The organism is Streptomyces bacillaris (assembly GCF_003268675.1).
GTDB classification, from domain to species: domain Bacteria; phylum Actinomycetota; class Actinomycetes; order Streptomycetales; family Streptomycetaceae; genus Streptomyces; species Streptomyces bacillaris.
On record NZ_CP029378.1, the window covers coordinates 1,197,642 to 1,209,386 of the forward strand.

General features: G+C 73.9%; 8 protein-coding genes and 1 pseudogene. 4 read left to right on the top strand and 5 right to left on the bottom strand.

Annotated elements, in window-relative coordinates:
• Position 1: 1 nt before the first annotated feature.
• Positions 2-892 carry an FAD binding domain-containing protein gene (locus DJ476_RS04920; RefSeq protein WP_053558695.1) on the bottom strand — a complete coding sequence of 297 codons (891 nt, stop codon included), beginning with the start codon at positions 890-892 and terminating at the stop codon, positions 2-4.
• Positions 893-1,207: 315 nt separating this feature from the next.
• On the opposite strand from DJ476_RS04920, the gene DJ476_RS04925 reads away from it, so the two are divergent.
• A complete protein-coding gene (locus DJ476_RS04925; RefSeq protein WP_112492439.1) occupies positions 1,208-3,070 on the top strand; it encodes a PucR family transcriptional regulator ligand-binding domain-containing protein in 1,863 nt (620 codons plus the stop codon).
• A gap of 162 nt (positions 3,071-3,232) precedes the next feature.
• Entirely contained in the window at positions 3,233-4,012 is a 780-nt protein-coding gene (locus tag DJ476_RS04930; protein WP_208853471.1) for a hypothetical protein, read from the top strand.
• 37 nt (positions 4,013-4,049) lie between these two features.
• On the opposite strand, the gene DJ476_RS04935 is transcribed toward DJ476_RS04930, so the two are convergent.
• Positions 4,050-4,847 (bottom strand): GntR family transcriptional regulator, encoded by a 798-nt coding sequence (locus DJ476_RS04935; RefSeq protein ID WP_112489936.1) that lies wholly within the window; start codon positions 4,845-4,847, stop codon positions 4,050-4,052.
• A 146-nt stretch (positions 4,848-4,993) separates the two neighbouring features.
• Between DJ476_RS04935 and DJ476_RS04940 the strand changes: the two genes are divergently transcribed.
• Together DJ476_RS04940 and DJ476_RS04945 are read left to right on the top strand one after the other, a co-directional pair.
• The gene (locus DJ476_RS04940) at positions 4,994-5,845 is read left to right on the top strand and encodes a (2Fe-2S)-binding protein (protein ID WP_070204589.1); all 852 of its coding nucleotides are present in this window, start codon (positions 4,994-4,996) and stop codon (positions 5,843-5,845) included.
• 246 nt (positions 5,846-6,091) lie between these two features.
• A pseudogene (locus tag DJ476_RS04945) lies at positions 6,092-7,200 on the top strand (DUF2637 domain-containing protein).
• A gap of 43 nt (positions 7,201-7,243) precedes the next feature.
• Here DJ476_RS04945 and DJ476_RS04950 read toward each other — a convergent pair.
• From DJ476_RS04950 to DJ476_RS04960, 3 genes are all read right to left on the bottom strand, one after another.
• A complete protein-coding gene (locus DJ476_RS04950) occupies positions 7,244-7,618 on the bottom strand; it encodes an ATP-binding protein (RefSeq protein ID WP_318294363.1) in 375 nt (124 codons plus the stop codon).
• A gap of 314 nt (positions 7,619-7,932) precedes the next feature.
• Positions 7,933-9,675, bottom strand: a complete 1,743-nt coding sequence (locus tag DJ476_RS04955) for a pyruvate dehydrogenase (protein ID WP_112489937.1) — start codon at positions 9,673-9,675, stop codon at positions 7,933-7,935.
• Positions 9,676-9,790: 115 nt separating this feature from the next.
• Positions 9,791-11,641: a protein phosphatase 2C domain-containing protein gene (locus DJ476_RS04960; protein ID WP_112489938.1), complete on the bottom strand. Its 1,851-nt coding sequence runs from the start codon at positions 11,639-11,641 to the stop codon at positions 9,791-9,793.
• Between the last annotated feature and the right edge of the window lie 104 nt (positions 11,642-11,745).

Genomic DNA, 11,745 nt, shown 5'->3' on the forward strand with positions numbered 1-11,745 from the left:
GTTACGCAGCTCCTTCCAGCGTGCGGCCCGCGCCGCGGTACTGCTCCCAGGTCCAGCCGAGCGTGCGGCGGGCCATGATGCCGACCGCGTGCCTGCGGTACTTCGCCGTGCCCCGGACGTCGTCGATCGGGTTGCAGGCGCCGGAGGCGAGCGCGGCGAACTGCTTGGCGATGGCGGGGGTGATGATCTTTCCGTTCTCCCAGAACCCGCCCTCCTCCAGCGCGGCGTTCAGGAAGTCCTCGGCCTCCTTGGCCCGGATGGGCGTCGGGGCGGCGGAGCCGATGCCGGTGCGCACGGTGCGGGTCTCGGGGTGCAGGGCGATGCCGAACGCGCAGACGGCGATGACCATGGCGTTGCGGGTGCCGACCTTGGAGTACTGCTGCGGTCCGTCGGCCTTCCTGATGTGCACGGCGCGGATCAGCTCGTCCGGCGCCAGGGCGTTGCGCTTGACGCCTGTGTAGAAAGCGTCGATGGGAATCAGCCGCGTACCGCGTACGGATTCGGCCTCGACCTCGCAGTCGGCGGCGAGGAGGGCCGGGTGCGCGTCACCGGCCGGCGAGGCGGTGCCCAGGTTGCCCCCGACCCCGCCGCGGTTGCGGATCTGCGGCGACGCGACGGTGTGCGAGGCGAGCGCCAGACCCGGCAGCTCGGTGCGCAGGTGCTCCATGATGGAGCTGTACGGCACGGAGGCGCCGAGCCGTACGCTCTCCTGGCCCACCTCCCACTCGGACAGCTCACCGATGCGGTTCAGGTCAAGGAGGTATTCGGGCCGCCGGTGGTCGAAGTTGATCTCGACCATCACATCCGTACCGCCCGCGATGGGCACAGCCGTGGGGTGCTCGGCCTTGGCGGCGAGCGCCTCCTCCCAGCTGGCGGGGCGAAGGAAGTCCATGAGTGGCTCTCTTCTTCTCAATCGGGTCGTTCACCGGGGCTGGGGACGGCCGGCCCGCGACTGGCTCGTATGGCTCGTTCATGTGGTGTTCACGTGGTGTGTGGCCCAGTACACAAGCCAGGACCCGGCGGGTGCAGTCACCGAAACACTGAAGGAGTTGGCTGGTCTCCGTCCTCGTCTTGTAGATTCGAACGAATGGCGGGGAACAGTAACCTCGCCGTAATTCACAGGTACCCGTTCACCCCTGTGGTCCCCCACCCCTTCCCGGCTTCACCCACCTGCTCCCACCCCTACGGAATGATCGGCGGCGACGAGATGCGGCTGCGCGCACTGCTGGAGACCGATGCGCTGGGCCTGCGGCTGCTCGGCGGCCAGGACGAGCTGGACCGCACGGTCCGGGGCGTCATGACGACCGACCTGCGCGACCCCAGCCGCTACCTCTCCGGCGGCGAGCTGGTGCTGACGGGGCTGGCCTGGCGGCGGGACGCGAGCGACTCCGAGCCGTTCGTCCGGATCCTGGCGGGGGCCGGGGTGGCCGGGCTGGCGGCGGGCGAGGCGGAGCTGGGCGACATCCCGGCCGATCTGGTCGAGGCGTGCGACCACCACCGGCTGCCGCTCTTCGCGGTGCACGAGACCGTGGCATTCGCAACGATCACCGAGCATGTCGTACGCCAGGTCTCCGGCGAGCGGGCGGGCGATCTGGCGGCCGTGGTCGACCGCCACCGGCGGCTGATGACCTCGGGCCCGGCGGGCGGCGGCCCCGAAGTGGTCCTGGACCTGCTCACCTCCGACCTGGACCTGCGGGCCTGGGTCCTCTCCCCCACCGGCCGCCAGATCGCCGGGGCGGGCACCCCGCTGCCCGGCCCCCTGGGCGCCACGCTCGCCGGGCACCACCTGGCCGCGACCCGCACCGGACGCCGGGCCCCGCACCGGGCGGCCGTCGCGGGGACGACGTACTCCCTCTTCCCGATCCGGAACGCCAGCCGGGGCGCGGTCCCGGCCGCCCGGGACGTGCGGGAGTCGGTGCTCTCGGACTGGCTGCTCGCCGTGGAGGCGGACGCCTCGGACTGGCCGGCCGCCCGGCTGGACCTGCTCCAGGGCGTGACCCAGCTGATCGCGGTGGAGCGGGACCGCCGCGAAGCGGCCCGTACGGTACGCCGACGGCTCGCCCAGGAGGTCCTGGAGCTGGTCCAGGCGGGCGCCGCCCCGGCCGAGATCGCCGCCCGGCTCCGGGTCGCCGCCCCGGTCCTGCTGCCCGGCCTCGGGGTGGCCCCGCAGTGGCAGGTCGTGGTGGCCCGGGTCGACTGGACCGCCGCCGACGCGAGCGCGCCGGGCGGGGTCCCGGGAGACATCGCGGGCGGGCCGGTCGCCCAGGCGCTGCTGGAGGAGATCCTCGTCGACCCGGCGGTCAGCGGCCCCGACTCCGCCGACCGGATCGCCGTCGCCCACACGGGCGAGGAGGCCATCGCGCTCGTACCGCTCCCTGCCGGGCCCGCGCCCCTCCCGGACACGGTAGGTGACGCCACCGACACCGACGCCGACGCGGATGCCGGTCTCCCGGCGGACGGCGACGGGGCCGTACGGGAGACGGGGACGGGGGCTCCGGCGGCAGCCGGGGCAGGGACTGGGGCCGGGGCGAAACCAGGGACCGGCGCGGCCCCCACGGCCGCCGCTCAGGACCCCGCGCTCCACGCCGACGCGCTGCTCGCCGCCGTACGCGAACCGCTCTCGGCGGGGCTCGCCGACGACGGGCGGCTGACACTCGGTGTCAGCGCTGCCGTGCACTCGGCCGAGGGGCTGCGCGGGGCGCTGGAGGAGGCCCGGCACGCCCGCCGGGTGGCGGCGGCCCGGCCGGGCCGGGTCTGCGCGGCGGGCCACCACGAGCTGGCCTCGCACGTGCTGCTGCTGCCGTTCGTCCCCGACGACGTCCGCCGCGCCTTCACCGCCCGGTTGCTGGACCCGCTGCGCGACTACGACCGGCGCCACCGCGCGGAGCTGATCGAGACGCTGGAGGCCTTCCTCGACTGCGACGGCTCCTGGACACGGTGCGCGGCCCGGCTGCACCTCCACGTCAACACACTGCGCTACCGCGTCGGCCGCATCGAGCAGTTGACGGGCCGTGACCTCTCGCGGCTGGAGGACAAGCTCGATTTCTTCCTCGCCCTGCGTATGAGCTGACCCGCGCGCCCCGCCGAGCGCGGGTCCGCTCCCCCCGTTTGTGAATTCCTTCACCTGACATCGGTCGGACCTCTTGGCCCGGCGTGCCGATCCGTGCTGAGATGCGGCGGTACTCAACAGCACAATGGCGCGCTCGGGGAGGGCAATGTGGCGGATACCGCCATGTCTGGTTCCGGAACGACAGCAGATGACGATCCGCCGCTCCAGACAGCGGTATGGCGGCTGCGGTCCCGCGCCTGCTGGACGGATGCGGCCGCCCTGCTGGAGCCGCACGCGGCGAGCGACCCGGCGGCGGCGCTCCAGCGCACCGCCCTGCTGACCGAACGGTGCCTCTACACCGGCGAGGGGTGGACCGACGCCGAGGACGCGCTGCGGAGCGCGGAGGCGCTGGCCCGCACCGACGACGAGCGCGGCGGGGCCGCCTGTGAGCGGGGCCATCTCGCCTACGCCTCCACCCTGTTGGGCGTACGGGACCGGGCCGACGAGGCGAGCGTGGCGCTGAGCCGGGCGGCGGCGCTGCTGGCCCCCACCGCGCCCGGGCGGCCGCTGCTGGACTTCCGGCGCGGGCTGATCGCGCAGAACATCGCGGACGCCCCGCAGTCCGCCCGCGCCGCCTACCGCCGGGCGCACGCCGGTGCGGCCGCGCGCGGCGACGAGCTGCTGCTCTCCTTCACCTGGCGCCACCTCGCCGCCCTCGCGCTCCAGGAGGGTGAGCTGGCCGAGGCCCGGCACGGGTTCGCGGAGTCGCTGCGGATCCGGGAGGAGCTGGGCTATCTGGTCGGTACGGCCCCGGCGCTGATCTCGCTGGCGGAGGCGGAGCCCGAACCGGAGGCGGCCCGGCTGCGCGCGGAGGCGGGGCGGCTGTTCCGGCTGCTGGGCGGGGTGCCGACCTGGCTGGCCCCGCACCTCGGGGTCCCGGGTCCGCGACCGGCGGCGGGCTGAGGGGCGTTGGCCTGGGTGCGCGGACGTCCGGGGGCCCTCAGACGTCCGCGCCCGTGAAGTGTTCCCGTACGAGGGCCTGCACGACGGCCAGGTCCTGGGCGGTCAGGGCGTCCAGCAGCGCCGTGTGCTCGGCGGCGTCGGCCAGCAGGTCGGCACGGCGGGTGGCGGGGTTGGCCACCAGCGGCCACTGCGAGCGGCGGTGCAGCTCGTCGGCGATGGCCACCAGCTGCTCGTTCCCCGCCAGGGCGAGGACCGCCCGGTGGAAGGCCCGGTCGCACTCGGCGTAGCTCGCCCGGTCGCCCACCGCGGCGGCCGCGACCGTGGCGTCCGCCAGCGGCCGCAGCGCCGCCCACCGCTCCGCCGGGACGGTGCGGGCCAGCCGGAGCATCACCGGCACCTCGATCAGGGCCCGTACCTCGGCCAGCTCCGCCAGCTCCCGGGGCCCGCGCTCGCTGACCCGGAAGCCGCGGTTCGGCACCACCTCGACGGCGCCCTCGGTGGCCAGCTGCTGCATCGCCTCGCGCACCGGGGTCGCGGAGACCCCGAAGCGGGCGCCGAGCACGGGGGCGGAGTAGACCTGGCCGGGGATCAGCTCGCCGTCGACGAGCGCGGCGCGCAGGGCCTCCAGGATCTGGCCCCGGACGGAGTGACGGACGACACGGGGGGCGGGCGGCTCGCCGTGCGTGTGCTCGCCCCGGGCCCCGCGAGCGCCCCCGGCGCGCTCGACGTCCTGCGAACGGCCGACGCACAGCTGTTCGGGCACCCGGCCGGTCACCGGGGTGCCCGCGGGCGCGTACGGCGGCCGTACGCCCTCTCGCGCGCTGCCCTGCTCCACCCGGACCTCCTCGGCCTGCCTGCGGGCCGGGTCGCGTGCGCCCGGCCCCCCGTGCACGATAGAGGGAGGAGGCCGCAGTTCAAACATCGATTGCGTCGGGTAAGGTAAACCTTACCTGCACACGATCCCGATTCGGTGGTCCCTGCATGACCCTCACCCCGCTGCTCGCCGGCGCCGCGACGACGTCCCCCGTGACCGCCGCGTACACCCGCCTGACCGAGGTCTTCCCCGGTCTGCGCGCCGAGGTGCTCGACGAGGGCGTGAGCGCCCCGACGGGCGCCGGCTGGGTCGGCGCGGCCGAGCTGGCCGCCGGCGGGGCCGCCGTGGACACCTTCCTGGCCTGGGACAACGCCCAGGTGCTCCGGGACTACGGACAGCAGGCCCGCCCCGACGTGGTGGCCAGCTTCGGCCTCCACCGGTACGCCTGGCCCGCCTGTCTGCTGGTGACCGTGCCCTGGTTCCTGCACCGCCGGGTGCCGCGCATCCCGGTCGAGGACGTGGCCTTCCAGCGGGCGCTCGGGCACCTGACCGTGCGGGTGAGGGAGTTCGCCTGCCTCCCGGACGACCCGGCGGCGGACCTCCCCGGCGCCCGGGTGGTGCCGGACGAGGCGGCGCTGCGGGCCGAGGTGCTGGCCGCGCTCACCGAACACCTGGCCCCGGTGCTGGAAGGTTTCGGTCCGCGGATGCGGCGGGGGAAGCGGGCGCTGTGGGGGATGGCGACCGACGAGATCGTCGAGGGCCTCTGGTACATCGCGCACCTGCTCGGTGAGGAGCGCCGCGCGATGGCCGAGCTGGAGCTGCTGCTCCCCGGCACTACGAAGCCGTACGTGGGCACCGCGGGCTTCCGCGAGCTGACCGGCCCCGAGGGGCAGTCGCTGCCGACCCGGGACCGGGCGAGCTGCTGCCTCTTCTACACCCTGCGCCCCGAGGACACCTGTGTGACCTGCCCGCGCACCTGTGACGCCGACCGGGTCCGGAAGCTCGCCACCGCTTCCTGACTCCCGCCCGGCCGACCGACGGGCCGGTCGCCCGACGGAAACGGAAGGCCCTGATCCACACCGCCCTTCCGGATGACGTGAAATCGAACGCAACTCGCTTTCACCGCGCGGCAGTTCGAGAAGATTCCACCCATCGATAGCCTCTCCCACCCCCATGGCGTGCTCTTGTCCCGAAACCCGCGGAGCGGGACGGGAATTCCGTCACGATGGCGCACGAAACGCCCTACGTGATGCAAGGGACCGCGCATGAGACTGACCGACATATCGCTTGACTGGCTGCTTCCGGGCGCCGTGCTGCTCGTGGGAGTCATGGCGGCGGTGACGGTGGTCGCTCGCGGCAGGCGTGCCGCCGGCAAGGCCGCGGCCGACGACTCCTGGGAACGCAGCGAGGAGCGCCGGCGACGCAAGGAAGCGCTGTACGCCACCGCCAGTTACGTCCTGCTGTTCTGCTGCGCGGCCGTCGCCGCCGCGCTCTCCTTCCACGGGCTCGTCGGCTTCGGCCGGCAGAACCTGAACCTGAGCGGCGGCTGGGAGTACCTGGTCCCGTTCGGACTGGACGGGGCCGCGATGTTCTGTTCCGTGCTGGCCGTACGGGAGGCGAGCCACGGAGACGCGGCGCTCGGCTCCCGGCTGCTGGTGTGGACGTTCGCCGGGGCCGCCGCCTGGTTCAACTGGGTGCACGCCCCGAGGGGCATGGACCACGCGGGCGCCCCGCACTTCTTCGCGGGGATGTCCCTCTCGGCCGCGGTGCTCTTCGACCGCGCGCTGAAGCAGACCCGGCGGGCCGCGCTGCGCGAACAGGGCCTGGTGCCCCGCCCGTTGCCGCAGATCCGGATCGTCCGCTGGCTGCGGGCCCCCGGGAGACCTTCGGTGCCTGGTCGCTGATGCTCCTGGAGGGCGTCCGCACCCTGGACGAGGCGGTGGACGAGGTGCGGGAGGACCGCAAGGAGCGGGAACAGGACCGGGTGCGCCGCCGCGACCAGGCGAAGCTGGAGCGGGCCCGTATCAAGGCCCTCAACCGGCAGAACCGGGCCTGGGGGCGCGGCCGCATCGGCCACCAGGTGGACGTCCAGGCACTCGCCCCGGCGGCCTCGGGCACGGGCGGCACGGCGCCGCCCGTCGCGGAGCCCGCCATAGCGGAGCCGGGTCAGCTGCCTCTGCGCCCCCGGCCATCCCTGCAAGCCGTCGGCCCGACACAGCCGGCGGACGGTTCGAACTCGAAGAGCCTTGGCCCTTCGACCCCGGGAAGTGACCGGGGGGCCGTCGATCTCACCGCCGAGGACGACACCCAGACACTCCCCCGGCTCGACTCGCTGGAGCAGAAACTGAAGGATCTGGAGCAGCAGTTCGGCTGAGCGTGCGGGCCACCGGCCCGCACGCCGTGCGGCGGAGGGGCGTTCAGACCCCTTCGCCGCGCAGCTCGAACCAGACCACCTTCCCCAGGGCCCGCGCCTCGACCCCCCAGGCGTCGGCCAGGCTCCGCACCAGGATCAGCCCCCGGCCGTGCGTACCGTCGTCGGCGTTCGGTACGTACGGCGCGGGCAGGTCCGCCTCGAAGTCCTGGACCTCCACCCGGAGCGCCGCGGGCGTGGCCGTCGCGGTGACCACGGCCCCGTGCCGGGTGTGGATCAGCGCGTTGGTCACCAGCTCGCTCAGCAGCAGCTCCGCCTCCTCGATCCGTTCGGCGCCGGAGCGATGTCGGAGGAACTCCCGCAGCTCGCGCCGGACCTCCCCCACCGCCGACCGTTCCGTATGGCCCACTCTGCGGCGCATCCGGGCCGGCTGCTGCGCCTCACCCGGTCTCCGTCCCCGGGGGCCTCGCCCCTCGGCGGCCCGGTCCCTCTTCTGACGCTTCACCGTTTCCCCCGCCCGCACAGCGATTCGACCTCCTCTGTCCCGGCCGTCCGTCGAACAGCCTCACGGGATGCATGCCCCTGTACGCGCACGGTCACGCTTGTCGATCCGGCCGGAAGAGCACGGGCCGGGGCAGCGGGGGGCGCATGGGGAATGCCGCCCCACGGATGCGGTCAGGGGCGCTCCGGGCGGCGCAGGGAGCGCATCAGGGCCGGGGGGAGTCGCTCACGGTCTCAAGGGCGGGGCACGTTACGGAGGTTGGAGCGGGCCATCTGGAGCATGCGCCCCACTCCGCCGTCCAGGACGACCTTGCTGGCCGAGAGGGCGAAGCCGGTGACCATGTCCGCCTTGATCTTCGGCGGGATGGAGAGCGCGTTGGGGTCGGTCACCACGTCGACGAGTGCCGGGCCCTTGTGCTTGAAGGCGTCCTTCAGCGCGGCCTGCAGCTGCTTGGGCTTCTCGACCCGCACCCCGTACGCCCCGCAGGCGCGGGCGACGGCGGCGAAGTCGGGGTTCTTGTTGGTGGTGCCGTAGGCGGGCAGCCCGCCGACCATCATCTCCAACTCCACCATGCCCAGGGATGAGTTGTTGAAGAGGACCACCTTCACCGGCAGGTCGTACTGAACGAGGGTGAGGAAGTCGCCCATCAGCATGGAGAATCCGCCGTCGCCCGCCATCGCCACGACCTGCCGTCCGCGGTCCACGAACTGGGCGCCGATCGCCTGCGGCAGCGCGTTGGCCATCGAACCGTGGGAGAACGAACCGATCACCCGCCGCTTGCCGTTGGGCGTCAGATAGCGGGCGGCCCAGACGTTGTTCATGCCGGTGTCGACGGTGAACACCGCGTCCTCGTCGGCCATCTCGTCCAGGACGGAGGCCACGTACTCGGGGTGGATCGGGGTGTGCTTCTCGACCTTGCGGGTGTAGGCCTTGACGACCCCCTCCAGCGCGTCGGCGTGCTTCTTCAGCATCCGGTCGAGGAACTTGCGGTCGCTCTTGGGCTTCACCCGGGGCGTCAGACAGCGCAGCGTCTCGCGCACATCGCCCCAGACGGCCAGGTCCAACTTGGATCGCCTGCCCAGGTGTTCGGGCCGCACGTCGACCTGCACGATCTTCACGTCGTCCGGCAGGAACGCGTTGTACGGGAAGTCCGTGCCGAGCAGGATCAGCAGATCGCACTCGTGGGTGGCCTCGTAGGCGGCGCCGTAACCGAGCAGCCCGCTCATGCCGACGTCGTACGGGTTGTCGTACTGGATCCACTCCTTGCCGCGCAGCGCGTGCCCGACCGGGGCCTTCACCTTCTCCGCGAACTCCATCACCTCGGCGTGCGCGCCCGCCGTCCCGCTGCCGCAGAACAGCGTCACCCGTTTGGCCCGGTCCACCATCCGGCAGAGCTTGTCGATCTCGTCGTCGCCGGGGCGTACGGTCGGCCGCGAGGTGACCAGCGCGTGCTCGACGGTCCTGTCCGGGGCGGTCTTGGAGGCGACGTCGCCCGGCATCGTCACGACGCTGACACCACCGCGCCCGATGGCGTGCTGGATGGCCGTCTGGAGCAGGCGCGGCATCTGCTCCGGGTGGGAGATCATCTCGTTGTAGTGGCTGCACTCCTGGAAGAGCAGCTCGGGGTGCGTCTCCTGGAAGTAGCCGAGCCCGATCTCGCTGGAGGGGATGTGCGAGGCGAGGGCGAGGACCGGGGCCATCGAGCGGTGCGCGTCGTACAGCCCGTTGATCAGGTGCAGATTGCCCGGGCCGCACGACCCGGCGCAGGCCGCCAGCGAACCGGTGACCTGGGCCTCGGCCCCGGCGGCGAAGGCGGCGGTCTCCTCGTGGCGGACATGGATCCAGTCGATGGCCGAGTTACGCCGAATGGCGTCCACGACGGGGTTCAGACTGTCGCCGACGACCCCGTACAGACGCTTGACGCCCGCCCGGGCGAGGATGTCGACGAACTGCTCCGCCACGTTCTGCTTGGCCATGGGTGCGCGCCCTTCTCCCTCTGCTCCGTGCCCTGTCGGCTGTCCGGACTCCGGAGACCGAAACATCGGCCGGACCGTTCGGTCTCCGGAACCCATCAACCCACGGCGGGCGCGGTTACGCCTCCCAGACGGCCGCGCAGGTGCGGTCGTCGGCGTACCCCTTGACCCGGAGCTGGGTGTCGGCGAGGAAGGCGGGCAGCCCGGGCGGCCCTGGCGGGCCCCAGCGCTCGGCCAGCTCGGCGGGCAGCTCCGGTTCGCCGCGCATCGGCTCGGCCAGCCCGTTGCTGCAGAGCAGCAGCGTGTCGCCCGGCCGGGCGACGGAGGCCCGGAACCGGAACAGCTCGGCGGGCGGCGGGGCGGGGCCGTCGCTGTACGGGGACGGGGGCGTGGTGATCTGGAGGTCCATGGTCAGCCGGTCGCCGTCCGCCCCCTCCTCGCCGGGGCTGTCGGCCGCGGCGGAGGGCTGCTGCTCCGGAATCACCGGCTCCAGGTCCTGCCACCGCCCGTCGCGGAGCCGGAACAGGCCGCCGCTGCCGACGCCGAAGAAGACCCGGGTACGGCAGTCGGGGTCGGCGGAGAGCAGCAGGCACCGCAGGCTGGTGGTGTATTCCTGCGGCTCCAGGCCGAGTTCGGCGGCGCGGGCGCGGAGCTTGCCGTACGTACGGTCGGTGAGCCGGTGCAGCCCCGACTTCAGGTCGGCCCGGCGGCCCGCCCTTATGTCCTCGGAGAGCCGGGCATGGCTGCGGGCCACGGCCCCGCCGATCCAGCGGCAGGCGTCGGCCGCCGCGAGGTGCGCCCCCTCACCGCCGCGTACGCCCCCGGCGACGGCGACGAGCACGAGGGCGCTCTCGGCGGCCCCGAACCGTGCGGTGAGCAGCGCATCCCGCCGGGGCTCACCCCGGAACCGCGCGGAGTCCCCCCGCACGGAGGCGGCCCGCAGGGTGTACGTCCCGTACCGGGCGCCGTCCAGGACGGTGTCGGGGACCAGGGCGTCCAGGTTCTCCGAGGTGGCGGCGGGCAGCGCGGCGGGGTCGGCGTCGTAGGTGGGCGGCCGGTCCCCCAGATGGTCGACGAGCGGCCGGGTCCCACCACCCCCGTCGGCCGGTGCGTCGCTCGCGGCCCAGTCCGGCGGGAGCCGGTGCAAGGCGCTGGGGTCCGGGACGGTGGCACTCTCGTCGGCCACCACCTCGGGCTCCGGCTCGGGCGGCTTCGGCGCGGCGAAGGTACGGGGGCGGGGCCCGGGCGGACCTGCGGGGGCCTCCCAGGGAGCGGGGAAGACGGTGTTACGGGGTCCGGGCACAGCGGCGGGAGCCGGTGCGGGTGAGGCGGCCGGGACGGGTGGAGCGGGATCGGGAACGGGGGCAGGGGCGGTCGCGGGGGCCGCTGGACACGCGTCCCAGGCGGACCGAGGGTCGGGGGTCGGCTCGGGGGCCGGAGCGGCCGACCGTTCGGGGCGCTGCTCGGGGGCGGGCACGGAGGCGGGCGCGGAGGCGAGCCCCGGTACGCCCGACTCCTGCGACGGCTCCGTCGGCCTTCTGGGCGGCGCGGGCAGAGGTTCAGGCGCGCCCCGCTGCTCCGATTCCCGCTCTGCCCGCGGTTCCGCCAGGCTTCCGGGCCGCGGCGCGGGCGCGGAGGCGGGGCCGGGTCCGCCGGGTTCCTCCGGTCCCGGCCCCGTCCGCGCCCCCTGACAGGGCTCCGGCGGCAGAGCTTCCGCCCCCACCTCCGGTTCCGGTCTCCGCTCCGCCCGTGGCTCGGGCGGCCGTCCGGCCCGCGCCTCGGGTGCGGGTCCGGGCGCCGGTCTCCGCTCCGGGGCCGCTGCTCTGCTCACCGTGTCCGACACGGAGTCGAAGCGGTCGTCGAGGCTGTCGGGCGCGCTGCTCGGACCCGTGTCCGGCGCGGTCTCGTCGTACAGCTTCCGCCACCAGTCGTCCTCGTGGGCGACGGGCTTCTCCCCCTGCTGACTCATGCCCTTATTGTCCACCGCGGGCCCCGTCCGAAAACGGAGCATCGCCAAAAAGTGGCCCGTAAATGGGGTCGGCCGGGCGGCCCCACCCCCCACGGGAAGGACGC

Excerpts from the sequence above, each read along its gene's own strand:
- DJ476_RS04920 (WP_053558695.1), bottom strand. The coding sequence starts at position 892 with ATGGACTTCCTTCGCCCCGCCAGCTGGGAGGAGGCGCTCGCCGCCAAG.
- DJ476_RS04925 (WP_112492439.1), top strand. The coding sequence starts at position 1,208 with ATGCGGCTGCGCGCACTGCTGGAGACCGATGCGCTGGGCCTGCGGCTG.
- DJ476_RS04930 (WP_208853471.1), top strand. The coding sequence starts at position 3,233 with ATGTCTGGTTCCGGAACGACAGCAGATGACGATCCGCCGCTCCAGACA.
- DJ476_RS04940 (WP_070204589.1), top strand. The coding sequence starts at position 4,994 with ATGACCCTCACCCCGCTGCTCGCCGGCGCCGCGACGACGTCCCCCGTG.
- DJ476_RS04950 (WP_318294363.1), bottom strand. The coding sequence starts at position 7,618 with ATGCGCCGCAGAGTGGGCCATACGGAACGGTCGGCGGTGGGGGAGGTC.
- DJ476_RS04955 (WP_112489937.1), bottom strand. The coding sequence starts at position 9,675 with ATGGCCAAGCAGAACGTGGCGGAGCAGTTCGTCGACATCCTCGCCCGG.
- DJ476_RS04960 (WP_112489938.1), bottom strand. The coding sequence starts at position 11,641 with ATGAGTCAGCAGGGGGAGAAGCCCGTCGCCCACGAGGACGACTGGTGG.